Origin of the sequence: Vibrio rotiferianus CAIM 577 = LMG 21460 (assembly GCF_002741985.1) — a bacterium.
Lineage (GTDB): Bacteria > Pseudomonadota > Gammaproteobacteria > Enterobacterales > Vibrionaceae > Vibrio > Vibrio rotiferianus.
In genome coordinates this window covers 15,439-42,415 of sequence record NZ_APHW01000014.1, presented here as the reverse complement: position 1 = coordinate 42,415, position 26,977 = coordinate 15,439, and the positions used below count along the sequence as shown (strand labels likewise).

Annotated in this window: 25 protein-coding genes and 1 pseudogene; 10 read left to right on the top strand and 16 right to left on the bottom strand. The window is 44.9% G+C overall.

Translation table 11 applies throughout. The features are described from left to right. Positions 1 to 105 precede the first annotated feature (105 nt). Entirely contained in the window at positions 106 to 429 is a 324-nt protein-coding gene (locus B853_RS06435; protein ID WP_038886948.1) for a hypothetical protein, read from the top strand. 54 nt (positions 430 to 483) lie between these two features. Here B853_RS06435 and btuD read toward each other — a convergent pair whose 3' ends face one another. From btuD to B853_RS06390, 9 genes and pseudogenes are all read right to left on the bottom strand, one after another. Then, complete coding sequence (gene btuD / locus B853_RS06430) at positions 484 to 1,251, bottom strand: vitamin B12 ABC transporter ATP-binding protein BtuD (protein ID WP_081641246.1); 768 nt, start codon at positions 1,249 to 1,251, stop codon at positions 484 to 486. Beyond that, a pseudogene (gene btuC / locus B853_RS06425) lies at positions 1,238 to 2,234 on the bottom strand (vitamin B12 ABC transporter permease BtuC). The gene btuD and the pseudogene btuC overlap by 14 nt, the downstream one beginning before the upstream one ends. A 102-nt stretch (positions 2,235 to 2,336) precedes the next feature. Beyond that, complete coding sequence (locus B853_RS06420) at positions 2,337 to 3,365, bottom strand: succinylglutamate desuccinylase (RefSeq protein ID WP_010448714.1); 1,029 nt, start codon at positions 3,363 to 3,365, stop codon at positions 2,337 to 2,339. Positions 3,366 to 3,603: 238 nt separating this feature from the next. After that, positions 3,604 to 5,403, bottom strand: coding sequence for a M3 family oligoendopeptidase (locus B853_RS06415; RefSeq protein ID WP_038886945.1), 1,800 nt, complete (start codon positions 5,401 to 5,403; stop codon positions 3,604 to 3,606). 82 nt (positions 5,404 to 5,485) lie between these two features. After that, a complete protein-coding gene (gene cobC / locus B853_RS06410) occupies positions 5,486 to 6,100 on the bottom strand; it encodes an alpha-ribazole phosphatase family protein (protein ID WP_038886943.1) in 615 nt (204 codons plus the stop codon). Positions 6,101 to 6,111: 11 nt separating this feature from the next. Next, the gene (gene cobU, locus B853_RS06405) at positions 6,112 to 6,645 is read right to left on the bottom strand and encodes a bifunctional adenosylcobinamide kinase/adenosylcobinamide-phosphate guanylyltransferase (protein ID WP_038886942.1); all 534 of its coding nucleotides are present in this window, start codon (positions 6,643 to 6,645) and stop codon (positions 6,112 to 6,114) included. Beyond that, positions 6,642 to 7,448 carry an adenosylcobinamide-GDP ribazoletransferase gene (locus B853_RS06400; RefSeq protein ID WP_050569001.1) on the bottom strand — a complete coding sequence of 269 codons (807 nt, stop codon included), beginning with the start codon at positions 7,446 to 7,448 and terminating at the stop codon, positions 6,642 to 6,644. The genes cobU and B853_RS06400 overlap by 4 nt, the downstream gene beginning before the upstream one ends. Then, the gene (gene cobT / locus B853_RS06395; protein ID WP_081641245.1) at positions 7,448 to 8,491 is read right to left on the bottom strand and encodes a nicotinate-nucleotide--dimethylbenzimidazole phosphoribosyltransferase; all 1,044 of its coding nucleotides are present in this window, start codon (positions 8,489 to 8,491) and stop codon (positions 7,448 to 7,450) included. Before cobT ends, B853_RS06400 begins: the two co-directional genes overlap by 1 nt. A 19-nt stretch (positions 8,492 to 8,510) precedes the next feature. Beyond that, the gene (locus B853_RS06390) at positions 8,511 to 9,122 is read right to left on the bottom strand and encodes a flavin reductase family protein (protein WP_038886939.1); all 612 of its coding nucleotides are present in this window, start codon (positions 9,120 to 9,122) and stop codon (positions 8,511 to 8,513) included. Between the two features lie 651 nt (positions 9,123 to 9,773). Here B853_RS06390 and B853_RS06385 point away from each other — a divergent pair. The 6 genes from B853_RS06385 to purT all read left to right on the top strand — a co-directional run bounded on the left by B853_RS06385 (position 9,774) and on the right by purT (position 15,609). Further along, the gene (locus tag B853_RS06385; protein ID WP_010448704.1) at positions 9,774 to 10,469 is read left to right on the top strand and encodes an NAD(P)H-binding protein; all 696 of its coding nucleotides are present in this window, start codon (positions 9,774 to 9,776) and stop codon (positions 10,467 to 10,469) included. A 130-nt stretch (positions 10,470 to 10,599) separates the two neighbouring features. Next, entirely contained in the window at positions 10,600 to 12,021 is a 1,422-nt protein-coding gene (gene sbcB / locus B853_RS06380; RefSeq protein WP_038886937.1) for an exodeoxyribonuclease I, read from the top strand. Positions 12,022 to 12,079: 58 nt separating this feature from the next. Continuing rightward, positions 12,080 to 12,454, top strand: coding sequence for a CidA/LrgA family protein (locus B853_RS06375; protein ID WP_038886935.1), 375 nt, complete (start codon positions 12,080 to 12,082; stop codon positions 12,452 to 12,454). Between the two features lies 1 nt (position 12,455). Then, the gene (locus B853_RS06370; protein WP_010448701.1) at positions 12,456 to 13,133 is read left to right on the top strand and encodes an LrgB family protein; all 678 of its coding nucleotides are present in this window, start codon (positions 12,456 to 12,458) and stop codon (positions 13,131 to 13,133) included. 266 nt (positions 13,134 to 13,399) lie between these two features. After that, complete coding sequence (cdd, locus tag B853_RS06365) at positions 13,400 to 14,287, top strand: cytidine deaminase (RefSeq protein ID WP_038886933.1); 888 nt, start codon at positions 13,400 to 13,402, stop codon at positions 14,285 to 14,287. A gap of 146 nt (positions 14,288 to 14,433) precedes the next feature. Then, complete coding sequence (purT, locus tag B853_RS06360) at positions 14,434 to 15,609, top strand: formate-dependent phosphoribosylglycinamide formyltransferase (RefSeq protein WP_038886932.1); 1,176 nt, start codon at positions 14,434 to 14,436, stop codon at positions 15,607 to 15,609. Positions 15,610 to 15,688: 79 nt separating this feature from the next. Here purT and B853_RS06355 read toward each other — a convergent pair whose 3' ends face one another. Then, positions 15,689 to 16,339 (bottom strand): thiopurine S-methyltransferase, encoded by a 651-nt coding sequence (locus B853_RS06355; protein ID WP_038886930.1) that lies wholly within the window; start codon positions 16,337 to 16,339, stop codon positions 15,689 to 15,691. A 335-nt stretch (positions 16,340 to 16,674) separates the two neighbouring features. On the opposite strand from B853_RS06355, the gene B853_RS06350 reads away from it, so the two are divergent. Continuing rightward, entirely contained in the window at positions 16,675 to 17,448 is a 774-nt protein-coding gene (locus B853_RS06350; protein WP_010448694.1) for a RelA/SpoT domain-containing protein, read from the top strand. A gap of 147 nt (positions 17,449 to 17,595) precedes the next feature. Here the strand turns inward: B853_RS06350 and ihfA are convergent, their stop codons facing one another. After that, on the bottom strand, positions 17,596 to 17,892 hold the full coding sequence (gene ihfA / locus B853_RS06345) for an integration host factor subunit alpha (RefSeq protein ID WP_010448692.1): 297 nt from the start codon (positions 17,890 to 17,892) through the stop codon (positions 17,596 to 17,598). 527 nt (positions 17,893 to 18,419) lie between these two features. Between ihfA and B853_RS06340 the strand changes: the two genes are divergently transcribed. Both B853_RS06340 and B853_RS06335 read left to right on the top strand, forming a co-directional pair. Continuing rightward, positions 18,420 to 19,298 (top strand): AEC family transporter, encoded by an 879-nt coding sequence (locus tag B853_RS06340; protein WP_038886929.1) that lies wholly within the window; start codon positions 18,420 to 18,422, stop codon positions 19,296 to 19,298. A 94-nt stretch (positions 19,299 to 19,392) separates the two neighbouring features. Next, complete coding sequence (locus tag B853_RS06335) at positions 19,393 to 20,118, top strand: metallophosphoesterase family protein (RefSeq protein ID WP_038886928.1); 726 nt, start codon at positions 19,393 to 19,395, stop codon at positions 20,116 to 20,118. Between the two features lie 95 nt (positions 20,119 to 20,213). Here B853_RS06335 and pheT read toward each other — a convergent pair whose 3' ends face one another. The 5 genes from pheT to B853_RS06310 form a co-directional block, all read right to left on the bottom strand. After that, on the bottom strand, positions 20,214 to 22,601 hold the full coding sequence (gene pheT / locus B853_RS06330) for a phenylalanine--tRNA ligase subunit beta (protein ID WP_038886926.1): 2,388 nt from the start codon (positions 22,599 to 22,601) through the stop codon (positions 20,214 to 20,216). Between the two features lie 18 nt (positions 22,602 to 22,619). After that, positions 22,620 to 23,603: a phenylalanine--tRNA ligase subunit alpha gene (pheS, locus tag B853_RS06325; RefSeq protein ID WP_009841738.1), complete on the bottom strand. Its 984-nt coding sequence runs from the start codon at positions 23,601 to 23,603 to the stop codon at positions 22,620 to 22,622. 234 nt (positions 23,604 to 23,837) lie between these two features. Beyond that, positions 23,838 to 24,956, bottom strand: coding sequence for a GGDEF domain-containing protein (locus B853_RS06320; RefSeq protein ID WP_038887003.1), 1,119 nt, complete (start codon positions 24,954 to 24,956; stop codon positions 23,838 to 23,840). 337 nt (positions 24,957 to 25,293) lie between these two features. Next, positions 25,294 to 26,103 (bottom strand): helix-turn-helix domain-containing protein, encoded by an 810-nt coding sequence (locus B853_RS06315; protein ID WP_010448682.1) that lies wholly within the window; start codon positions 26,101 to 26,103, stop codon positions 25,294 to 25,296. 339 nt (positions 26,104 to 26,442) lie between these two features. After that, positions 26,443 to 26,898: a hypothetical protein gene (locus B853_RS06310; protein WP_038885006.1), complete on the bottom strand. Its 456-nt coding sequence runs from the start codon at positions 26,896 to 26,898 to the stop codon at positions 26,443 to 26,445. Between the last annotated feature and the right edge of the window lie 79 nt (positions 26,899 to 26,977).

Sequence of the window (26,977 nt, the reverse complement as noted above, 5' to 3'; positions counted from 1 at the left end):
ACTACATTGTTATGCTAAAACTAAACACCTGTTCAGTATTTATTGATATTTCTGAGGTCTATCTCTCTGATAACCTAATCTCAGTTACCATATCGTGGATTACCTATGATTCATATATCTCAAGTGTTGCCGTTAGTCGAAAAACAGCTCAAAGAATTGCAGCCTAAAGAAGCGGTAGAGTTTAAGACTTACAAAAGAGATCGCGGTTTTCTGATTTACTGTCTAACAGATAGCCAGTTCCAAGTTGTTGAAATGGGATATCACAACCAAACGTTGACGGGAGATTTGATCAGTACGCGTAAACACGTTAAAAAAGCCCTCAGACGAGAGTTCCCGAGAAGTAATAAAGCTTGGGTGGAGTATTTTCAGAGTGTCGATAACCCATTAGATATCAAGAAGTCCCATCCACATCAGATGCCTCTGTTTTAGTCTCACTACGAATAAACAGCTTGCCATCTGGATGTACTGTATCTCCTTGGGATCCTAATCAAAAATCAAATACGGCCTTTCTTCTACCAAGACCTTCTTAACTTGAGTTTGGAAAACTTCTGCCAAGCCCTCTTCCGTGAGTACTTCATCTGCATGACCTAAAGAATGCAATACGCCGTTATTGAGCAGCAAGACTTTATCAGCGTGTTTAAGCGTTCGGTTTAAGTCGTGGTTTGCGACCAACACCCCAATCCCCTGCGCAGCGACGGCATTAATGAGCTGATATAGCAGTCCTTCTTGGGCAATATCCAGCGGCGCTGCGGGTTCATCCAAAATCAATAGCTGAGAGTAAGGGTTAATTGTGCGCCACACTTGCAAACACACTCCGGCTAAACGGACACGCTGCCATTCACCGCCGGATAATGTCTGAATACTTCGATGAAGCTTGTCTTGCAGTTGTACTAGCTCAATAACAATATTAACGGCATCTCGTACTTTCGCGTCGCTGATATTGGCACCAGTTGGCAATGAAAGTGCTAAGTATTGAAAGACATCAACATTGAATGCAGGTCTTGATTGCTGACACAAATACCCACGGATATGCGCTTGTTCTGAAAGTGGCATTGTGAGCAGGTCGTTATTATCGACAAGTACTTCCCCACTCACGCCTTCACGCTGAGTTAAAGTGCCAGATATCGCGCCAAGTAATGTACTCTTTCCTGAGCCGTTTGGACCCACGACATGGACAACCTCACCCGGCTTACATTCAAAGGAGAGCGGTAGCAGTCGACTTCCCACTGCGATGTGCTTAACGTGCATCATGACTTTTCACCAGCATCCAAATGAAGATAGGTGCGCCGATAGAAGTGGTCATCACTCCCAGCGGCAGCTCAGCGGAATCGAGCAACAAACGTGCGCCGATATCAGCAAACACCAATAAGGCTGCGCCAGATATTGCAGAAAGAGGCAACAGGTAACGGTTTTCTGTACCAAATGCTAATCGAAGCAGGTGCGGTACGACTAAGCCCACAAAGCTAATGATCCCCCCCCAATGCAACGGAACCACCAACGAGAATGGAAATTGCCAAAATGAGTTTCCAGCGCATCAGATGAACATCAATACCCAGTTGAGTGGCATGGATTTCCCCTAGCATCAACTTATCAAGCGGTTTGCCCTTGCAGCAGAGCCAAATCAACACAGGTAGCATGACCAAAGTGACGGTGTGCTGATACCAACTTGCACCACCAATGCTGCCCATCAACCAGTACATTAACTGACGTAAGCTCAAGTCATCGCTAAAATAGAATGCCCACGTCACAATTGCGCTCGACAAAATACCCAGAGCTACACCGACGAGCAGTAGCCTTGCGGTAGTGAGATGCATTGCCCTTGCGATACCAACCAATATGACGGTAAACAGCATCGAACCGGCAATGGCAGCCAACATAAAGATCATCGGTGAAGGTAAAACCGGCAAGGCAAACATGACGAGCACCATTGCCAAGCTCGCGCCACCGGAGATCCCTAGAACGCCGGGTTCGGCTAATACGTTGCCAAGCAGAACTTGTAAGGTCGCACCAGAGACCGCCAGAGCAGCACCAATAATAGCGGCAGAAACCAAACGTGGCAGACGCAAATCCAACAAGAGTTTTTGTTCAAATGCAGAGAGAGACTGAAAAGGAGAAAGGAATACCTCTCCGACCATCAAGTGAATAGCAGAGAGCAGCACGAGAATCACTGACATAATCAAAAGATTGCGTTGCCAGCGTCGTTCCTTGTTCAGGATAAGTTGTTGAAAATCCATAGTAGCCGATAAATACAAACGAGGCTTAACCTTACAGTTAAGCCTCGGTAAATTGCAAATGTGTTCGTACGCTTTATTCGCCGAAATTAAAGCGATATGGCATTAATCGTAGACTAACTCGCCATCTTCGTAGCGCGTTTTCACTTCACACACCATTAATGCTGCGCGTTGACCAATCGCGACGTGGCGATTTGGGAAAACAACGGCTTCGTTATCGTTCTTCGCCATCAATGGTTTGTCACCATCGTGACCAAACACTTCGCCGTGAACGAATGAGGTAAAGTTCTCGACGTTGTCATCAAACATGAAATCGAAATCTTCGTGCAAACGCACAATCGTACGACTAACACGGTACTTGATACATGGCTTAGACAAATGCTCCGCTTTCGCCTCTGCAATTAGGTTACGCAGTGACAAATCGAACGCAGTCAGTTTGTCTAAGTCGTTTTCACCAATGCGAGCCACACGACCCAGTTCCATCGTCAAAGCTTGAGCGCCGTAGTTCTCTGCACTGAACCAGCTGAATGTGCTGGTTGGCGAGTTAGAAAGCAGCACCGCTTCAATATGTGCACTGTCGAGAAAATCAATCAGAGCTTTGCTACGAACAGGATGACGCGTTTTCGGACTCACCGCAAAGGTGTAGTGCTTTGAATCACGGATCGCACAGTGCAAATCTAAGTGCCAGCGTGTTTCCGCTGCCGTATCTTGATAGAAATCTCTGACTAACAATTTGAGAGTATCAGCAATCGCAAGCTCTTTGGTCGGCTCGTGCTCTTTCTCATCAAACAGTCGGTTAAGGTTTTCTTCTAAAAATCGCGTATGTGCCAGCGTGGCTTCTGGATGAGCGATAATGAATAAGCATCGAGCCTCGACTTTCTGGAAGCCAGATTCGATGTCTTTGATAATTGAATCCACCAGCTCCATCGGTGCGGTTTCATCCCCGTGGACACCACAAGAGAGGATGACGTTCTTCGTTTCCTGAGTGTATTCATCAGGAATCACTTCTAGCACACCACGCTGATAGAGTTTAAGTTTTACACCATTAGACAGCACCTGCTCCGCCGGCGCGACATCAATATGAACATCTAACGTGTCAGTTAAAAACGATTGGCGAAAGAGAGACTTCGTCATGCGTTACTCCTTAATAGCACGGCGGGTATGTTAATAAATTGTACAAAGGATTTTTGTTGTTGCGATCCCACTTATGAGTAGAAGCCACCAAATTTATTTAAAATCCCATACCTTTTCGCGCCATGCACTCAAATCAAGCATTGAGGCGTTTATTTTTTAAACAATTACAAAGTGTTAGGGCTGTGAACTTTACCACAGCCCTAAAGAAGATCATTATGATTTGATCAACTTTTAGCGTTTATTCACCACGTTGTGCGAGTAAACGTTCAAATTCGTCTACTTTGTCACGAACTAGCTCCACGCTCTGTTGCCAGAATTCTGGTTGCGTCAGATCCATTGAAAGATGCTTGTCTACAACCTCTTCAGCCATCATGTTGCCAGTATCGCGCAACAGATCTACGTAATCGTCGTAGAAACGCTCCCCTTTGGCATCACGTTGAGCGTAGATACCTTTACTGAACAAGAAGCCGAACAAATATGGGTAGTTGTAGAAGCTCACCCCAGAAATTGAGAAGTGCAGTTTGCTCGCCCAGAAATAAGGGTCAGCTTCGCTCATCACATCGCCATACCAATCCTTCCACGTTTCTGACATTAGCCCACAGAAATCATCTGCTGTCAGTTCACCCTCTTGGCGACGCTCGTAGAAAGCTTTCTCGAACTCGTAACGAACTGGAATATTGATCATCAGCGCTAACGCCGAAGAGAGCTCTTCCCACAGCATTTCGAGCTTATCATCCACACTTTCTGCTTTTGAAATCAGATGATCACGAACGATGTTTTCAGCGAAAATTGAGGCGGTTTCTGCCAACGTCATTGGGTAGTACGTTTGGCAAAGCGGTAAGTCACGAATCACCCAGTTGTGGAATGCGTGACCAAGCTCATGAGCAAGCGTCATCAGGTCTGAGCGGCTACCACTCCAAGTCATAAACACGAGCGGCGTACGCGTCGCCGGCAGCTTAGTACAGTATGCGCCAAGGCGTTTATTGGCATTAGGCGCGGCATCAATCCAACCGTTTTGTACCATCATGCGGACAAACTCCGACATATCTGGGTTCACGGTTTCGAACGCTTCACAAATGACGTCGATTGCTTCATCGAAGGGATAAACTTTCGCTTCGCCACTCAAAGCAGGCATCGCAGCAAGATGATTCCACGGTTTCATCTCATCCAGACCGTGGACCTTCGCCATCAACAAACCGGCTTTTTGACCAATGTCTCGACTTTCTTTTGCTACAGTCATCATCGCGTCGAGCGTTTCCGCTTTGATTCGGCTGCCATGCAAGCTTGGATCAAGGAAATGGACATCACGTTTGGTAGAACGCTTTTTGTTCTCTGTTAAACGCCAACCTGAAAGCGCGTTAAGGATAGAAGCAAAAGACTCTTGATGTGTTGCCATCGCCTTTTGAACGCCACGCCATGCGGCTTCTTGGCGATCAAATTCAGAGCCATAAAGAATGCTTGCTGCTTGCGAGAAGCCAAGCTCTTCACTTTCACCATCAGCGTAGTCAAGCTTCACTTTCAAAGAGCCCGTGAGGTTGTTGTATAACTTACCCCACGCAGATTTTCCATCCACGCTCATTGCCGCTAATAGCTTTTCTTCTTCGGTGCTTAAGCGTGTGTCAGCCAGTTTGCGTGAATTGAGAATAGAAAAGGCCTGCCCATTGATATCTGGGTTTTCATGATCTAAAACGTGGCTAATGAACTCGTCATCAGCGTGAGTCAATTGAAGCTCAAAGGCACTATAAGCTTGAGAAAGCTCAGAGAAAATACGCGTCATACGACCCAGCAGCGCTTTAGCCTCTGCATTTGTCGCATCCACTGATGCGTAACAGTTTGCGAAGTTAGCAATAGTGCCAGCCAAACGGCTTGCCGCCTCACTGGTTAAGATTGCGTTTTGCATCACTTCAACCGAGTCACAATCGGCAGACTGTTTATTGAGTAGGTCAATGCATTGCTCTACAAGCGCAATGTCATCTTGAATACGAGGGTCAGCGAGATCGTTATAAACGATGGATAAATCCCAGCTAGGAGCGGTCATTTATGGTTCCTTTTGATGTAATCGAGCCAGCCCTTTTCTCTCTTAAACTCGGTAGAGATCCAAGCGTTGGCTACTTCCGTGACTAATTTTCAAATAGTGGTACGCCTATCGAACGAACTGAGGCGTAAATCTGATCATCGATGGTAATCGTTATATGTGTTACTGACGCATTTCCTATCGCTAATGTCGAATACCATCGTGGATTGCGCCAATCTACACCCAAAACATGGGCAAGAATCATTCTTATTACGCCACCATGCGTGACAATAAGCAAGTTGTCATTGATATCATTAATGATTTGAGACCAAGCACAAGTTACGCGATTTGCAAATACATCCAAACTTTCCGCTTTGGGCAATGTGTGTTGGGCGGGCGCTTTCCAAAACGCTTCAAGCTTATGCCAGTGCTCAGAAAGCATGTCAAATGGGACACCATCGAAATCACCAAAATCCAACTCTTGAAGCAGGGGTTCCACGCTCAAAGGCAGCAAATCCTGTTCAGCTATCATTTGAGCAGCGTCGTGACAGCGTAACAATGGGGAGCTAATAATACCGCCTACTTCCTTGCCATTTTGCCGCCATGCTAGCGCAATTTTACGTTGCGCCTCTTCATCCACTTTTAAATCCGTTTGTCCATGCAACCCTGGAGCTGCATTTACTTTGCCATGTCGAAGCAGATAAATATTCAGCGTTTGCATCTCTTCACATCCTAAGATTTCAATTCAAGCGGCAAGCCAGCGGCTACAAACGTGACACGTTCACACACCGTCGCCAGTTTTTGATTCATCCGACCCGCATTATCCACAAAGTAGCGACTAACAGTGCCGAGCGGCACAATGCCCATGCCGACTTCGTTAGAGACAAAAATCAGCGTCGCTTCTGATTGTGCTATCGCATTTACCAACCGCTCAATTTTTTCCTCTAACCGCTCATTACAGCAGTCATCACCGAGTTCAAAGATCCAGTTGTTGAGCCAAAGCGTAAGGCAGTCAACTAACACGACATCTTGAGACGAAAACTCACAAATGAGCTCAGGCAAGTTAAGCGGACATTCATGTTCAATCCACCCAGCCCCTCGCTGCAGTTTATGGTGAGCAATACGTTGCCTCATTTCCTCATCAAAAGGCAATGCCGTCGCCACATAGTGAAGCGTTCCGTTTTTATTTTGTGCCCACTGTTGCGCCCTGCACTCTGCTAAACTCGATTTTCCTGAGCGCGCACCACCTAAAATAAGCTGTTTCATGATGAATGACTAAATGCGATAAAAGTAAGATAAACAAGCAACTCTGAAAGCTGCTGCGCGGCACCAAGGCAATCGCCAGTAAATCCGCCGATACGTTTGGTCAGCCAGCGTTTGAAGCCAACACGAAACAGTGCCAATACCAATAGGATAACCACTGCCTGAGTCACGCCTAGTAACAATGCTGTGACTCCACCAGTGAAGAGCAGTATCGCGACTTCTAAGCTCGATTGCTTATTCGCTAACGGTTTACTTTTCGAGGTATCCGCGTCACTAACGTAAGGCATGTCATATATGAGAGTGGCCGCCAACGCTCGGCTCACGGTATACGCCACGACGATCATCAGCCAAAACTGAGACCCATTAGCTAACTCGATCCAAAATACAAACTTCGCCAGCAGCGCCATCATTAGTGTTGCCGCGCCGTACGTCCCGATGCGGCTGTCTTTCATGATGGTTAAGCGGCGCTCTAACGTCATACCACCGCCAATGCCATCCGCCATATCGGTCAAGCCGTCTTCATGGAATGCACCGGTAAGCAGTAGGCTGAAAGCCATGGTTAACACGATGGAAACTGAGTTGGGGAACAACAAACTTGCCAGTGAAAACACAGCTGCGCACAACAACCCAAGCAACACACCGACCAAAGCAAAGTACCGCCCCGCTTGGTTCATGCGCGTTTCACTGTAAGGTAAATCAGCAGGTACAGGTATACGGCTAAAAAAGCTTACTGCAAGCAAGAAAAGCTCGCTCTGATAGCGCAAAGAACGAGTCTCTGAAGGGATAGTATTATCAAGCGCAGACACTACACCGTTACTCCTGCACTCTCAAAACTTGCCATGTTGTTGTAAAACTGAGCCGCCGCTTTCACTAATGGTAAGGCAAGTGCTGCTCCAGTACCTTCACCCAAACGCAACCCAAGATCCAAGAGAGGCTCAGCTTGTAAGCATTCAAGTACGAACTTGTGCCCATTCTCTTCCGAGTTATGTGCGAACAACATGTAATCTCGCGTCTCTTCATCCAATAGAGTCACCACGTAAGCGGCAACAGATACGATAAACCCATCTACTAAAACTGGCGTTTTATGGCGTTTTGCTTCTAGGAATGCACCGACCATTTGCACGATTTCAAACCCACCGACTTGCGCGAGAACACCTTTCACATCGAGTTCATAGCAACGCCCAACACCTTGTGCGACGAGTTTAATCTTACGGCCAAACTGCTCATGAGTAATTCCCGTCCCCAAACCAACACAGTGATCGACCTCTAACGGGCTAAGTGCTGTTAATAGCGCAGACGCCGAGCTTGTGTTCCCAATGCCCATTTCGCCAAACATTAGAAAGTTAGAACCGCCGTAAATACTTTGCTCGGCAACTTTCGCACCATACTCCAAGCCCAATGCGACTTGCTCTAATGACATCGCAGATTGCTTTGAAAGATTGGCCGTACCGTTACCAAGACGCTTTTCGATTAAGTTGGGATGATCTTTGAAGTTTGGGATTAATGTATCGATTGGCGACAACATACCGCAGTCAATAACTTTAAAATCGATTTGGTTAGTCTCACAAAAACAGTTGATAGCCGCACCTCCTGAAAGGAAATTAGCCACCATTTGCTGTGTAACTGCACTTGGTGCAATGCTAACCCCTTCTTCAGCGATACCATGGTCACCAGCAAATACCAACATGGTCGGTTTGCGAATTTCAATGGTTTCCGCAGCTTGAGGTTTATCTTGGCTTTGAATCAACGCCAGTTCTAATGCTACTTTTTCTAGCAGGCCAAGTGATCCAAGCGGTTTCGTTTTATTATCAATACGTGCTTGAATTTCTGGCGCAAAAGAGCGATCCATGATGATGGTTCCTTATTAATTATTTTGGGCGAGCGACAGAAAACGTTTTGTCTAGCGTGGAATAATCATTTCCACCGAGGCGAGCTAATGGATCCACTGCTAGAGCGTCGACTTTTAAACGATCACCTTCCATGGATATGACCCGTTCATCAACATAAATGTGTTCAATTTCAGCAAAGATTAAACTTTGTGGCGTCTCACCCATCTCAATGACTTCATGTAACTTACAGCCGAATGCAATTGGCGCGCCCTCTAGGCGTGGTAATTCGAACCCTTTAAAATCTGTTGTTTCGAGTTGAGTAACTTCCAGTTCGGATTCTCCATACTCTAACGTTGCTGAAGACTTGGTGACCTGCTCTGCTAGGTCGCTCGGTGCGATGTGGATAACCAACTTACCGGTTTCTAATGCATTTCGCGTGGTGTCTTTGATATCTCCATTGGGCTTTTTCCCCACAGAAATCATCAATAAAGGTGGACGACTGGAAACCGCGGTAAAATAGGAAAATGGCGCTAAGTTGAAATTCTGCTCACCTGAGTCAGTAAGCACCCAAGCGATTGGGCGAGGAATGACGGTTTGAGTCATCAAATGGTACACCTGCGTTGGTGCAAGTGTACTGAGATCTATGTTCATACGACGTCCTTGGTCTTTGAAAATCTCAAATGAGCCAGCAGCTCAATTTTCTGAAAGAATCAGTGTACCCCTCTCACATGCAATTTCACCTAGTTTTCTCATTTTGACAGCAACTTTTACCAATCTGACTTCCATATTGACAAAACCATTGCTTCAGAAACCTAATTTCATCAATGAAATGGTCGAATTTCAGAATAAACCCTTCATATAGAAGCGAGAGGATCAAATCATCGCTGTATAGAACCTAGGCCCACAACAAATTAACTGACTGTTTTAAATGAAAATCCCGTTTTTCTTGATTTTAGATTTCAATACCAGAAGCTTTCTTTTTATAGCGCTGACAGGTTTTGGCATGACTGATGCAATTGTAAACGTGTCCCAATAAACGCAGCGAGGCGCCATGTTTGCCAATCAGAGCCGCCGACCTAAACAGAGGGGAAAAGCGAAGTCGGGAAGCCCACCTCGACGAAAAATACCCCTATCATTCTCCTAACGAAAAAGACCCGTTTGCCCTACGGGTCTTTTTATTTATGTCATCGACTTCACTTTTGCTTGCTCGTTAAGCTTCAAACATTCGAACTGCACATAAAACCTAGTTGAACAAATAAGCTACAATAGCCTAAGCACTTGTTCTCTAAGAGGAAGGATATGATGAGCAATGATTCAAATACCTGCGTCATAATCGCAGGCGCAACTGGGCTTGTTGGCAAAGAAGTCATCGCTAACCTCCTGTCACAACCCAGCATAGAAACCGTATACTCTCTTTCTCGAAGAGCGCTTTCTGACATTGCCGATACTGAAAGCAAGATAGTGCCTATTATTGATGCCGAGCTTTCCATTCACAATTGGGATGAACAACAGCCAACTCCTAGTATCGGAGTAATCTGCTTAGGTACGACACTTAAGCAAGCTGGCAGCAAGGAAGCGCTACGAAAAGTCGACGTAGAACTGGTCTGTAAGGTTGCCCAACAAATGAAAATGATAGGAGTGAAACGAATCGCGATAGTTTCAAGCTTGGGAGCGAAAGCTTCATCATTCTCTCATTATCTCGCCTGTAAGGGGCAGATGGAAAAGAACATTGAGAAAATGGGGTTCGAAGAAGTCGTCTTTGCTAGACCTGGTCCCTTAGTCGGCCAACGTGATACACCCCGTACCGACGAGAGGCTCATTCAATCACTTTCTAAGGTCACTCGACCATTAATGTGGGGAAAACTCGCCGACTTTGTACCGATTCAGGCTAGAGATGTCGCTAAGGCGATGATTTATCAACTTTTCAGCTACCAAGAAGAGCCCACTGTCTATTTGCATAGAAGGGAAATGTTGGACTTAATTAAACACTTTGGCTAATCAAACTCAAATCAAGTGAATTCTTCAGCTTTGGCTTTTTCATTTTCACAACGTCACGTTGCATCTTTCGTTGCGAGTCAAAGCTTTGAATGGTCTAATACTCCTATCGGTTCCGTAAACGGTAAGCAGAATGCACCAAGATAATCAGCCCACTTTTTTCTTTTTTGATTACGAGACTTGGGGAACAAGTCCAGCCAAAGATCGCCCAAGCCAATTCGCCGGCGTCCGCACTGATGAAAACTTCAATATCATTGGTGAACCTTTGGTGATGTACTGTCGCCCACCCGCTGATTATCTTCCTTCACCCGAAGCAGCTTTGATCACTGGCATTACACCACAAAAAGCGATGCAAGAAGGTCTACCTGAACCTGAATTTATCGCTAAGATCCACGCAGAGCTTTCTAAACCGAATACTACTAGCCTTGGCTACAACAGTATTCGATTCGATGATGAAGTCACACGTTACACCTGTTACCGCAACTTTATCGATCCTTATGCGTGGAGCTGGCAAAACGGCAACTCACGTTGGGATTTACTTGACGTCATGCGCGCGTGTCACGCCCTCCGTCCTGAAGGCGTGGAATGGCCAGAAAATGATGAAGGTTTCCCGAGTTTCAAACTTGAACATTTATCTGTGGCAAATGGCATCGAACACAGCAACGCCCACGATGCGATGGCAGACGTGATTGCAACAATTGAGATGGCGAAAAAAATCAAAGCCGCTCAACCTAAGTTGTTTGATTACTTCTTCTCTATGCGTAATAAGCGCAAGCTTAACGAATTGGTCGATATCGTTAACATGACGCCATTGATGCACGTATCCGGAATGTTGGGACGTGAATGCCAATACACCAGCTGGATTGTGCCTGTTGCTTGGCACCCAACCAACAATAACGCTGTTATTACGATTGACTTGGCGAAGGATCCTCAGCCGATCTTAGAACTTTCAGCAGAAGAGTTGAAAGAACGTTTGTACACCAAGCGTGACGAATTGGGCGACCTGCCGCCTGTACCCGTTAAGCTCGTGCACCTGAACAAGTGCCCTATTCTAGCGCCAGCGAAAACACTCACTGCTGAGAATGCAGAATCTATTGGTATTGACCGTCAGCAATGTCTAACTAACCTCGCTTTGTTACGTCAACACCCAGAAATTCGTGAGAAACTCATTAACCTATTCTCTATTGAGCGTGAGTACGAAAAGAGTGATGATGTAGATACGCAACTTTACGATGGTTTTTTCTCGCCAGCTGATCGCGCGGCGATGGACATCATTCGTGAAACGGACCCAACTAACCTAGCTGCACTGGATATTGAATTTGATGACAAGCGCATCAAACCGTTGCTGTTTCGTTACCGTGCTCGTCACTACTCAAGCACACTAGATGACCAAGAGCAAAGACGCTGGGCACAGCACTGTCGTGAAGTCTTTGAAAGCCAGATTGAAGAGTATATGCTTAATTTAGAGAACTTAGTTCACGAACATGAAAGTGACGAAAAAAAGATAGCAATACTAAAATCTGTCTATCGTTATGTAGAGAGCCTAGCCTCCTAATTTCTTACCTTGTTCAAGCGCACCTTCGGGTGTGTTTGTTGTTTTATATGCTGTCAAAATGATAAAAGATCGATTATTACAGCTGATCCATTTGCTCATTTCCCTCGCACTCATCTTGGGAGCACTTGGTATCGGCAACACCATTCAAAAGTTCGCTGGCATTTCGGTTCCTGGAAGTGTCCTAGGCATGCTTGTGCTGTTTTTCTCCATGACTCTTGGCTTAGTCAAAGTCGAATGGGTTAAGCCCGGCGCGACACTTTTCATTCGCTACATGATTCTACTCTTTGTCCCTATCAGTGTTGGGCTAATGCAGCACTTTGATATGTTACTAGCGAATGCGCTTCCTATTATTGCTAGTGCAGTTGGTGGCTCTCTAATTGTGTTGGTCACCTTAGCGTGGTTCTTAGACTACTTATTAAAGGAGAAACATTGATATGTGGTTACTCGTCACTATTGTGGTTTTCCTTGCCGCACGCCAAATTGCTATTAAGGTAAATAACCCTATTGCGAACCCCCTTTTGATCAGCATCGCGGTGTTAATCCCGTTACTTACCTTTTTAAAAGTGCCATTTGAAACGTACTACGCAGACAACGAATACATCAGCTTCTTGCTGCAACCAGCCGTTGTTGCACTGGCGTACCCGCTGTACGAGCAACTGCCACAGATCAAATCAAACTGGCGCATTATCGCTCTGGCCTGTACGTTAGGTAGTGTAATGTCAATGCTAACAGCGACGCTCATCGCGGTAGCGTTTAAAGCAGACATCAGCTTGATTGCAAGCTTAGTGGGCAAGTCGGTAACGACACCTATCGCAATGGAGATTTCTAGCCACCTGGGTGGTGAAGCTGCTGTTGCCGCTATTCTAGTGCTTATTGTGGGCTTATTCGGTGCCATTCTCGCGTACCCTATCTTTAACCTCATTGGCATCAAACACCCTATTGCACGCGGCTTAACGATGGGTACGGTATCGCATGCTTTGGGCACTGCCACCTGTGCAGAAAAACAACCAGGCGATGCTGCCTTCTCGTCCCTTGCATTAGTGCTTTGCGGCATCATCACTTCTATCCTTGCGCCTAGCTTCTTTGCTTTAGCTGTTTGGTTGTACCAATAAAGAACCTCAATGACCTGCCTTGCTTTACTCTCCTCTAAAGCGAGCGGGTCATAGCCTCTCCTAAAAAACTCGCAGTATGAATATCAGTTGATATAGTTATTAGTGGGACAGAGATAACGTTAAATCGTGATGAAATCGAATACATGTGTGACCTCACTCTAATTATGTAACGTAAAGTTCAATTACATCAATTAACGTGATCTAAAGCACGGAACATTTTCATCCTTCACATAGAATAACTGTCCATGCACTAACAAGGATTCAACATGAAAAGTCGCATTGAACAGGCGCTAGCAAGCGCTCCTGAAGCACTTTCAAAACATCTTGCTCCTATCGTCCAAGCAGACGATTTTGATGCTACTATTTCTGAGCAACAGTTTGATGAGCTGCTAAACGCTACCAATCTTTCTGATAAAGAGCTTCGTGTTGCTCTACTTCCTTTTGCCGCAGCGTTCTCTTACGCTCCTATTTCTGAATTTTATGTTGGCGCGATCGTTCGTGGCCTCTCTGGTCGCCTTTACTTCGGTGCAAACATGGAATTCTTTGGCGTTCAGCTAGGGCAAACCGTTCACGCAGAGCAATGTGCAATTAGCCATGCATGGATGAAAGGTGAACGTGGTGTAAAAGACATCACCATCAACTACAGCCCATGCGGACACTGTCGACAGTTCATGAATGAGCTAAGCACTGCGAAAGAGCTTAAGATCCAATTACCAGAACGCGAAGAAAAATCACTGCATCACTACCTTCCTGAGGCGTTTGGCCCTGCAGACTTAGGTATTGAGTCAGGTTTGATGGCGGAAGTGAAACACGAGTTTGTTTACGATGAAGACGATACTCTGATTCAAGAAGCTGTTAACGCAATGAACATCAGCCACGCGCCTTACACGAACAACCTCAGTGGTATTGCTCTTGAGATGAACAGTGGTCGCGTATTCCAAGGGGCTTATGCAGAAAACGCTGCATTCAACCCTAGCCTACCTCCACTTCAGGTTGCACTAATTCAAATCCTGATGGCAGGAGAGCAGTTTGAAAACATCAAAGCAGCGGCACTAGTCGAGAACTCGCAAGGCAAGATCAGCCACCTAGCTGATACTCAATCGACGCTAGAGGCACTAAACCCTGATATTCCAGTGAGTTTTGTGAACGTTTAACTCATTCAGGCCTCAAGTAATAAGCTCTACTCTGTGTAGGGCTTTTTTATTATCAAAAAACCTACGCAAACGTTTGCTTCGAACTAAAAATTCAGTATGATCCCCTGCAATTTCTGTTTCATCACTTTATTTTGTAAGGGAACACTATGTTCGGTACTGCTACTAGCACTCATGCTACCCGTGTATTACTTTTGGGCTCAGGCGAGCTTGGTAAAGAAGTGGCAATTGAATGCCAACGTCTTGGCTTGGAAGTGATCGCATGTGACCGTTACGCCGATGCTCCAGCAATGCAAGTGGCGCATCGCAGCTACGTCATCGATATGCTTGACGGCCAAGCACTAGAAGAAATCATCAGCAAAGAGCAGCCTGCGTATGTAGTGCCTGAGATTGAAGCTATCGCGACTGACAAATTGGTTGAGTTAGAAGAAAAAGGCTTGAACGTTGTTCCTACTGCAAAAGCGACCAAGTTAACAATGAACCGAGAAGGTATCCGTAGGCTCGCTTCTGAAGAATTGGGCTTAACCACCTCTCCTTACCAGTTTGCAGACAACTTTGAAGACTTTAAAGCGGCGGTTGAACATGTAGGTATCCCATGTGTTGTTAAACCAGTGATGAGCTCTTCGGGCAAAGGTCAGAGCGTGATTAAAACGGAAGAAGACGTTCAAACCGCTTGGGAATACGCACAAGAAGGTGGCCGTACTGGTGCTGGCCGTGTCATTGTAGAAGGCTTTATCGATTTCGATTACGAAATCACGTTGCTAACGGTACGTGCAATCGATGGTGTACATTTCTGTGCACCGATCGGACACCGACAAGAAGACGGTGACTACCGTGAGTCATGGCAGCCACAAGCCATGTCAGAGAATGCAATCAAAGCAGCAGAATACACGGCTGAGAAAGTTGTTAATGCGCTAGGTGGCTACGGTATCTTTGGTGTGGAGCTATTTGTTAAAGGAGACAAAGTTATTTTCAACGAAGTCTCCCCTCGCCCGCACGATACCGGCATGGTGACGATGATTTCTCAAGATATGTCTGAGTTCGCGCTTCACGTACGCGCGTTTACTGGCATGCCGATTAACAGCATCGTTCAGTATGGGCCATCTGCATCCGCGGTTGTTTTAGGCCAAGGTACATCAACTGATATCCGCTTTGACAATCTTGCCAAAGCACTGGCTCAGCCACAAACTCAAGTTCGTTTGTTTGGTAAGCCTGAAATCGACGGCCGCCGCCGCTTGGGTGTCGTTTTAACCCGTCGCAAGACCATTGAAAATTCGATTGAAGATGCAGTGAACAACGCTTCTAAAGTACAGATCGTTTACTAATTCCGCGAATCCACACAAGAAAAACAAAAGCGCAGCTCAATTGGCTGCGCTTTTTCTTTGTGTAGACTCGAACAAACCGTTACTTGCTCTCGATTAAATACACTTCTTCAGAGAAACGGCTGAGCCCTTTCTTAGCGATTTTCGGATGGTTCTCGTCAGCCTTGTCTACGTGCAAACAAGTAATTTTGTAACCCGCAAACAACTGTTCGATCTCCTCGACTGGCACACTGAACGGAGGGCCTGACATCTCATCCTGAGGATAGTTGAGCGTCACTAATAAAATACGTCCACCAGGGTTTAGTATCTGCTTAACGCGTGCGGCGTATTCTTCTCGCATCTCTAGCGGCAATGCAACGAGTGCAGCACGATCATAAATGATATCCGCTTTTGAAACTGGGGCGGTAAAAAAGTCGCCAGTATAAATGGATAGCTCATCGAACTGATACAGCTCATGCATACCGTTAACCGGTGTTACGGTAGGTGTGTAAAAATGCTCAGCAAAAAATGCACGCACGGCAATTTGGCTCAGTTCCACACCCTGCACTTCATTGTGTTTCGTCGCAAGCCAGATTAGGTCTTCTGACTTGCCGCATAATGGAACCAACACTGTATCTTCACGTTTTGGGTTCGTGTGCTGCCAAAATGCAGGTAACAGTGGATTCACATCTTCAAGGTGAAACCCAATTTGATTACTGGCCCACTTAGTGTGCCAAAATTCTTGATCTCTCATTTTACTTCTACTTGTCGGCTGATAATTGTAATGAGCGCTTAGCGCAACTTTGTGGACTAAGACTAATGATTTTTCCAAATTTGTCTATGGCGTTCATCTTTGGTTAATACTGCGATGGTAGGATGACTATCGTTCAAGAAGGAACCCTTGCTTTTTCTGGTTGTCAGAATAAAGGAAGGAAAAATGGTGATCTAGAACACGATTCTACTATAAGGATAAAAGTCGACCTTGGGATCGTTCATAGAGGCCCCATTAATTAGGTAGAACCTGATTTGTTAATCTTAGTGACCTTTTCGTTACCCATTTTCTAAGTGCAAACAAGTTAAGGAGAGTGAATGAGCTTATTTTTACGTACTACAGCATTGATGCTTTTAGTACTAAGCCGTGCGCCGGCATTCGCCGCACTTCCAAATGTCCCGAGTAACGAGCAAGATCGTTCTGCTAGCCAAAACGAAGTTTGCTCAAAATTGTTCAAGCATAGCCTTAGTGGTCTATATGGCATTCAGTCAATCGACTCTAGACCAACTCAACCTTATTCAGATTTCGACGTCCTTTACAGTAAAGCTCACCAAGCACAGTTCGAGCTTGAAACCATCTGTAAGAGTACAGCCCTTCTAACTGACGCTCAGCCATACTTCGCAGGCGTTAAATCTCAACATCGTGCCGAAGAAAAGATTGCCCTCGAACTTGACGGCCAAGTCGAGCGTATTACTGACTTAGCACGTGCGACCATCGTCGCTGATGATGTAGCGAGCCTAGTATCTGTGTATGAAGCATTGGAGCGTGAGACAACTATCGTAAAAGTCAAAAACCGCTTCAAAAAGCCAACTGTATCTGGGTACCGTGACTTGAACCTGTTGGTTCGCCTTCCTAAAACTAACCTTATTGCCGAAGTTCAATTGCACCTAAAAGCAATCGCTGATGTAAAGAACGGCCCTGAACACGATTTGTACGAACAAATTCAGAAGCTAGAGCGTCAAGCGCTAGTAGAGGGCCGTAACCTAAACGATATCGAAATGGCATCGATAAAAAGCATGCGCACTCAATCGAAAAACTTGTACCAGGGCGCTTGGCATCCATACCTAACAACACACTTAGAAGCTGCTTAAAGTAGAAGTCTTACAAACAGCTAAGCTAACCTACCCAATACTAAAAACCACCGCTATTGCGGTGGTTTTATTTGTTCTTTAGCCACTACTGAAAAACACAAACAAAAAGACCACGACAAAGCGTGGTCTCATTCCATGTCACATGGCTTACTGGTCAATCTTTATGTTCTCTACGCGAGCTTTTAACTTCTGACCCGGGCGGAACGTAACGACTCGTCGAGCAGTAATTGGAATATCTTCACCAGTTTTCGGGTTACGACCAGGTCGTTCGTTTTTGTCACGAAGGTCAAAATTACCAAAACCTGACAGTTTTACCTGTTCGCCACTTTCGAGTGCCTTACGAATTTCTTCAAAAAACACTTCCACCGTTTCCTTGGCGTCCCGTTTACTAAATCCCAATTTATCAAACAGGTTTTCTGCAAGTTCGGCTTTTGTGAGCGCCATAAAACTTTCCTCAAAGCTATGTTAAACAATGCTACCTTAGTGTAGCGCCAGAGCAGTTTTACCCTACCAATTCAACAACATATCGGGGTTACATCAGGAAGTGTATGCCAAGCTTATGATTTTCGCCAACTTTTTTCTTTGCTAATATACCGAATATTTCACCACCGAAGTACTTTACTCACCAGCATTTCCAGATTTTACTTTAATTCCTTCTAAAGTTAGGAAGCTATCCAGACCAAATTACTGGTTTTTAACATCAAAACAAGATTATTCACTATTTAATAAAAATGTCAGATACTGGTCACTTTACAAACAATTGACATAAAACTTCTCAGTTTTTCAGTAGTTTGAGTCACTCTGAAAATAGATCTGACCAGTTGTATTCATTGGAGTTTTTATTCAGTTTCTACTGATCTGGTAGAAAAATGAAACCTTGAACAAAAGCAAAATTCTGCACGTTGTATCATGACGGTGAAAGGAAAGGTTGATACTGTTTTCATATTCCATCTCACCATCAGAGTACCAATATGCTTCACCAAGTCGTCAGCATTCTATTCCCAGTCTTTGCTTTGGTTTTTGTTGGTTATTTAGTTGGTCGCTTTATCAAGCCTGACTTTCGCCCAATAAATCGCATCAATATGGATGCATTCACGCCTGCACTCGTATTTTCGTCTCTAGTAAGTATGCCGATCGACATGGGTCAAGCTCCTCTTTTGCTTGCCGCTATTATTGCGGTAATCGTACCTGGTATTGTGATGGTGCCAATTACAAAGTTGACAGGTCTATCCTTCAAAGCATGGGCGCCACCGCATATGTTCAGAAATAGCGGAAACCTTGCGATCCCGCTGTTCACTTATACTTTCGGAGAGCTCGCTCTCCCTTCTGCGGTGCTGCTGTTTGTTGTCTCCGCGTGTTTACATATCAGTTTAGGCGTGATGCTTCTTAGTAGTGGTAACCCGCTTAAACAAATCATCAAAATGCCGATTTTTTTATCCGCTTCACTCGCATTGGCTATGAATCTTTCTGGGGTTAGCATTTGGAATCCACTGTATGAGGCGACGGCATTACTTGGTCAAGCTGCCGTCCCAGTTATGCTTCTTTCATTGGGCGCACAGATGTTAAATCTGAGGTTGGATGGCTTAAAGGTAGGCCTAGTGTGTACAGCACAATCACTTGGGACAGGCGCAATTGCATTTGCACTCATTTATTGGCTAATCCCACTACCGACAATGCAACTGCAAATGATGGTACTGTTCACTATGCTTCCACCAGCCGTGATGAACTACTTGTTTGCTGAGCGGCTGAACATTGAGCCAATGACAGTCGCTTCAATGGTCTTGTTTGGCAACTTCTTCAGTATACTCACATTACCGCTATTGCTGATGTTCACCCTATCGCTTTCTTAATTACTCTCTACCATCAACTTTACTATTAAAACCGGAGAGTTGAATGTTAGACTGGCATAAAAATACCCACTCCCCCCCGGGGCGACTAGACCTTATGAAGTCAATTATCCAGATCAGCGATTGCCACTTAAGTGATGAGCCCAGCTTTGAAAACCTGCGTAAAGCCCTGCTCCTTGCCCAAAAAGATGCTTCCTGCAATACCCTTTTGCTTACTGGTGATCTTTGTTGCAACCCCAAAGCGGGTGACTATCGTACTCTACTAAATGTTGTAGAAGAACACATCCAAGATAAGTCGATCTTCGCGATTGCGGGCAACCACGATGATGCGAAGTTGATGAAGCAAGAGCTGCGCGGCAGTGGTATCAAAGTCACAGATAGAGCGAGAATCCACAACCGTGAAGTCTTGTTCTTAGATTCCAGCACCAAACCTTTAGATAAGCGCCATCCTTTAGGCTCTGGCCGTATCGATAACCGCGGAATAGCACGTTTGAATAAACAGCTTCGCCATACAACCAACCCGATTGTTGTAGTCCACCACCCTATTATTCCCATCGGTTCAGAATGGATGAAAGCCATTTGTTTGGAAAACGATGCAAGCTTACTTGCGCTTCTGGCGAAGCATCAAGTTCAAGATGTAATTTGCGGGCATGGTCATGATGCATTAACGGTCACACAGCAAGGCATCACCCAACACATGGCACCGGCGACGGCCTACGGGTTTGACCACGACATTAATGAATATAATCGACGTGAGAAGATTGGCGTGAGTAAGCTTTGCTTTGAGGAGGATGGAATTACCGTCGAAACAATTTGGCTGTAGCTATTCTCTATTCTCTATTCTCTATTCTCTAGATATAAAAAAACCCTGCCAGTTTGGCAGGGTTTTCATTTCTTAAGAAGATACGTTACGCGAGATTAGTCACGTAGAGACGCACCAAACTTCTCAGAAACGTGAGCAACGATAGCGTCAACCGCACCAGCGATATCTGCATCTTCAAGCGTACGCTCAAGTGACTGTAGAGTCAGAGCGATTGCTAGGCTCTTCTTACCTTCTTCAACGCCTTTACCTACGTAAACGTCAAACAGTTTCGCATCTTTAAGGAACTCGCCACCTTGCTCTAGACAAGCGTTAACGATGTCACCAGATGCGACAGCTTCATCCACGACTACCGCGATATCACGACGGTTTGAAGGGAACTTAGAAAGTGCTACCGCTTCTGGGATCACTTTGCTGTTGATTGCAGACCATTCGATTTCGAATACGATAGTACGACCGTTTAGACCGAACTTACGCTCAAGCTCAGGGTGAACTGTACCGATCACGCCCACTTCTTTGCCATCTACGATGATTGCCGCAGATTGACCTGGGTGAAGTGCTGGGTGCTTAGCTGCAGCGAAAGAGTATGCTTTTTCGTTCGCAGATAGCTCTAGAATTGCTTCTAGATCGCCCTTAAGGTCGAAGAAATCAACAGTGTTAGTTTCGATATCCCAGTGCTCTTCACCGCGAGTACCAGCGATAACACCTGCAAGCATTGGCTCTTGGCGCATGCCGTTTTCTGCAGATTCACATGGGATGAAACGTAGGCCGTATTCGAATAGACGAACGCGTGGCTGTTGACGCTTCTGGTTGTGAACAACCGTATTCAGCAGACCTTGGATAAGACCAAGACGCATTGCTGACATGTCTGCAGAAATTGGGTTTGGAAGCACTAGAGGCTCAACACCAGGTACCACTAGCTTTTGTTGCTCAGGCTCAACGAAGCTGTATGTGATTGCTTCGTGGTAACCACGGTCAACAAGAAGATCACGAACGCGTTTCAGTGGAAGATCCGCTTCAACGTGGTTGTGCATCTTAAGTGCTGCTGCTGGATGTTGGTTAGGGATGTTGTCGTAACCGTAGATACGGCCAACTTCTTCAATCAGGTCTTGCTCGATAGCGATATCGAAACGCCATGTTGGCGCTACTGCCACCCAACCTTCTTCAGAAGCTTCAACAGTCAAACCTAGGCGCTCTAGGATTTCTACTACGTCAGCATCAGCGATGTGGTGACCTAGAAGGTTGTCTAGTTTAGTGCGACGTAGAGCAACTTTGTTTGGCTTAGGTAGGTCCGCTTCAGACTCTACTGCAACAACAGGTGCTACTTCACCGCCACAGATTTCAACAAGAAGCTGAGTTGCACGCTCCATTGCGCTCACTTGTAGTGCGTAATCCACACCACGCTCGAAACGCATTGAAGAATCAGTGTGCAGACCATAGCTACGAGCGCGACCGCGGATGTGGTCAGGTGCAAAGAATGCACACTCTAGTAGAACGTCTTTAGTCTCAGTTGTTACACCAGACTCTTCACCACCAAAGATACCTGCGATTGCAAGTGCTTTGTTGTGGTCAGCTACAACTAATGTATCTGCGTTTAGTTCTGCTTCGCTGCCGTCAAGAAGTGTTAGCTTCTCACCTTGCTCAGCCATACGAACTACGATGCCACCTTCGATCTTCGCTAGATCGAACGCGTGCATTGGTTGGCCTTGCTCTAGAAGAACGTAGTTAGTGATGTCTACTACTGGGTCAATAGAGCGGATACCACAACGGCGCAATTTCTCTTGCATCCATAGTGGTGTTTCAGCTTGAACGTTTACGTTCTTAACCACACGACCTAGGTAACGTGGACACGCAGCAGGTGCTTTTACTTCGATAGACACTTTGTCTTCGATTGAAGCTGCTACTGCTTCTACTGATGGCTCAGTCACGTCAGCACGGTTAAGTACGCCAACTTCACGAGCTAGACCACGAATGCTGAAACAGTCAGCGCGGTTTGCTGTTAGGTCTACGTCTACCGTTACGTCGTCTAGGCCTAGGAATTCACGGAAATCGGTACCGATTACTGCGTCTTCTGCTAGTTCCATGATGCCATCTGACTCAACGTCTATACCTAGTTCAGTGAATGAACAAAGCATGCCGTGAGATGGTTGACCACGTAGTTTCGCTTTTTTGATTTTGAAATCGCCTGGAAGAACAGCACCAACAGTTGCTACTGCTACTTTCAGACCTTGACGACAGTTAGGTGCGCCACAAACGATGTCTAGAAGCTCTTCTTCACCCACGTCAACTTTTGTCACGCGCAGTTTGTCTGCATCTGGGTGTTGACCACATTCAACAACGTGACCAACTTTAACGCCGTTGAACGTACCTGCTACAGGTAGCACGTCATCAACTTCTAGACCCGCCATTGTAATTTGGTGAGTTAGTTCGTCAGTGGTAATCGAAGGACTAACCCACTCACGAAGCCATGATTCGCTGAATTTCATAGTGATTTATCCCCTGGATTACTTGAACTGTTTTAGGAAACGAAGATCGTTCTCGAAGAACGCACGTAGGTCGTTTACGCCGTAACGAAGCATTGTTAGACGCTCAACACCCATACCGAATGCGAAACCAGAGTATTTTTCAGGGTCGATGCCTACACTACGTAGTACGTTCGGGTGAACCATACCGCAGCCTAGTACTTCTAGCCATTTACCGTTTTTGCCTTTCACGTCAACTTCTGCTGAAGGCTCAGTGAACGGGAAGTATGATGGACGGAAACGTACTTCTACTTCCTCTTCGAAGAAGTTACATAGGAAGTCGTGCAGGATGCCTTTCAGCTGTGCGAAGTTTACGTTCTCATCAACCAGCATGCCTTCCACTTGGTGGAACATTGGCGTGTGCGTTTGGTCGTAGTCATTACGGTATACACGACCTGGTGCGATGAAACGGAATGGTGGTTTACCATTTTCCATCGTACGGATCTGTACGCCTGACGTGTGAGTACGAAGCATCAAATCTGGGTTGAAGAAGAAAGTATCGTGGTCAGTACGCGCTGGGTGATCAGCTGCGATGTTTAGTGCATCAAAGTTGTGGAATGCATCTTCGATTTCTGGACCAGACTCTGTGTTAAAGCCAAGTTCGCCGAAGAACTTCTCAATACGCTCAACAGTACGAGTAACTGGGTGTAGACCACCGTTCTCAATACGACGACCAGGTAGTGTTACGTCGATCGTTTCTGCTGCTAGCTTCGCTTCTAGTTCTGCACGTTGTAGTGCGTCTTTACGAGCTGCGATAGCTTGCTGAACTGCGCCTTTCGCTTTGTTGATCTCTTGACCAGCTTCACGGCGTTCTTCCGGTGGTAGTTTACCTAGGCTTTGAAGTTGAGCAGTTAGCTCACCTTTTTTACCTAGATACTGAACACGCACTTCATCAAGTACGACTAGCGATTCTGCAGCTTCAATTGCTGCACTCGCGTTAGCAATGATCTCTTCTAGATGTTGCATCGTTTCCTCATCTACCTATTGGTAGTGTCCATAAAGGAGTGATTGGTTTTTTGATAGCTGTACATAGTAGCCAAACCAGCCACCAATGCCAAATTGAATTACGAAAAGAAGAGGTTATTGAATAAAAAGAAGGCAAAAACGTAAAAAAAACAACTAACCATACAAACGTTCAACCGCACTCAATCAGCTCAAGTGCGATTTGGATGCACTATGATTGTGTTTTTACTTACTTAATCACAGCGATGGCGCTTGGACCGAACACACTGTGTTTTTACCGTTTTGTTTGGCTAAATAGACAGATTCATCGGCAGCTTTGATGAGATCAGTATACGTTTTCATCTCGTTGCGACGTTCAGCGACACCGACACTTATACTGCCTCGCCAAGGCTCTAGACCTGTTGGTATGAGGATATGAGAAATTTGCTTTCTTACCGCTTCAGCGACATGTAAACCGCCTTTAAGTTGAGTCTCTGGACAAATTACCAAGAATTCATCCCCACCTAGACGGCAGACAATATCATCACTTCTGAAATAATGTCTTAACGCCTTGGCCAACTCGCTGAGTACAACATCTCCAGCGTCATGACCACAAGTGTCGTTAACCTGTTTAAAGTAGTCAGCATCAATCATGATACAAACTAAAGGCTCGAGCTGCATGTCCTGTTCTTGCCAACAGTTTTTTAAAGTGCGAATTGCACTACGGCGGTTGGGTAATCCTGTCAGAGAGTCAGTGAGTGACAGCTCTTCAAGTTGCTTATTTGCTTGAGATAGCTGTTTCGTTCGCTCTGCGACTTTTTCCTCTAGAACCAAGTTAAGCTTCAATAACTCACGATTCCGCTCTGATACTTGAAGAAAAAGTGCGCTTAATGCCTCAAGCAAAGGCTCGGTGGAGTTGTCTGCTTTGCGCTCTTCGGTTTCATAGGCGTCCAAGGGCGAGCTACCATTTTTAATAGCTTCAACTTGACGAGCCATATTTTGATCAATACCTAGAATATGGTAAGCCAACCAGTGAATTAGAAAATCAAGAAGCTGTTCTGCTGCTTTTTTATTCTCTTCGCTAATAAAGCTTTGCATGCTAACAATGTCTGTCATGAAAGAGCGATGAACTTGTATGTGCTTTTGGATATGATCGTAATGCACCCCAACTTCACGCATTAGATTTTCTTCTTCCTTGAAGTGGAACTCTGCATAACGAGACAACTCGAATAAAGCCAATTGAATGTCTTGAAGTGATATATTGTTGTTCGCTAGGAGTTCACCATATTTATTGATGAATTCCACGAGATACTGGTGCTGCTCATCGACTAGCTCTATTCCAGTTTCAAAATACTTATCCCAACGAAATGAATTCACCGTTACAACTCCTAACCAACGAACTGGCATATTCAGTTGCTTATGTGCAGCAACCAATACCACAATTAATATAAGGAATAGTAACGATATATATCAGTAATTGCTTTAATAGTCAGTCAAAATAATGACGTAGATCTCCATACCGTACGACTTTTGACTTAACCCTCAAATTTAATCTAAAGTCGTATTGAATAGAGCTAAATAAACTCCCCTCCATGAACAAGATGCTAGAAGCCGATAAGCATTTCCTTCACGAAAAGCTAAGTGTCAACGCCAACTGTGTATGGTTGAGTTAAAAACTTAGCATTCAAACTCTCCCTAACACTCCGGAAAACTCCTATATAGATAAGCTAGGTTTATCACCTGCCGATGCTATTGCATAGCGAATGTCATCAATAAAATGCTGCTGAGTCTCGATTATACCGTCTGAAAAGGTAACGGGTTCATGAGGTCCGGCAATCAAAAGTACGTTGGTAAAATCTGATACATTAAAGTTCTCTGCCACCACGTTCTTTGAATGAAAATCTAACACGATTTTAGCAACTTTCTCTTCAAGTACGAGTAGTTGCTCCTCTGTTATTTTCATTCTCGATAATGCAACACGAACACACTTTTCCTGTTTCGTTGTTTGTTCCTTTATGATCTCTGTATATTTGTCATTAAGCTTTGAGTTGTCGGCATAACTATAATAGAGAGGACCATGCAACGTGATGTTGTTTTCCTCGTCGACATAAACCAGATCGAGCAGTTCAAGCGCTCCCAGATAATCTGACATGCTTTGTTTTGAAAGATCATACTTTTTCATGAGAATGGTATAGCCGTCTTTTCCTCGTAGCATACGTAGTTCACGGTAGAAATCGTAAAGGTGGGGAAATTGGAAAAAGACTTCGTCTTGCGTGTGGCTAAAGTAGTCCTGATCCTCAGCTTGAAGTTGGTTAGCCAGCTTTTGTAACTCATCTAATGTGCAATCTACTGCTCGGCAGTACTCTAGTAGTTTATCTAAAGCTAGGTTCGTACTAGTAAGATGGCGCTTGAAGGTTGACAGCGGCATCCCCATTTTTTCTGATAGCTCTCGATACGTTAGCCCTTTTGTTTTTATCGCCTGCCTTAACGCTGCCAACAAGTACTCGGGAGTGAGTTCTCTCATTAAAAGTTCCTAGTTCTCTGTTACGTTTATATTATATTTGTAACAATTTAGAACCAAGTAGCAAGACATAAGTTCATATTTTTATAAGAAAAACGTGAATTAATATATCATTGATCACATTTATCAACCCGATACCTGCCCACGTAATGCATTCAGTTTCATTATAAATTACAAATCATTTAGATTATAAACACTGTAAACAACATGCCATTCGTCGCATTTAATGCTATTTTTAAGCGGAAATTTGAGTGTTTCCTACTCAAAGCACAACCCTAATTTAGAATATTCACCCTAAAAAGCATATTGGCAAAATTGCATCTTTATGCAAAATCGTAATGTTTATTTTCGGTGAATTGCTTTTTTGCAAACACTACGATCGACATCAACCAAGTGAGCACGTAAAAACAGTAAGTGTATAACAGAGATTCCAAAAATAATGATAGGAATGTAGATGCTCGGCACTGATACCGCGATGTGAACCAAAGTCATTTTGAGCTTTTCAATTGCTCCAACCGAATGCTCAATTCCTTTGATATTGCCATCAGCAAAAATACCAAAAGCAAGATAATACAACATTAGATACATCAAGATAGATTCTTTCCACTGCCCTCTCTCCAAGTGAAGAATAGCCACAATGGAAACAAGCCAAGACAATAGTAATAAAGCAAGCAAACCCAAGAAGTCGATAGGAAAAGACAACATGGTGGCAAGTAGATTACCTTTAGCTGCTAACGTCGCAACGAGCAAGCAAACGCAGAAAGTCACAATCGTATTGTTCAACACCGTATCACGCATAAATACACCTCCCTTTTCAGGGGGCGGATTATGAATCACAATCGACCATCTGCATTTTGCTTAAGAGGGTTAGTCGAGG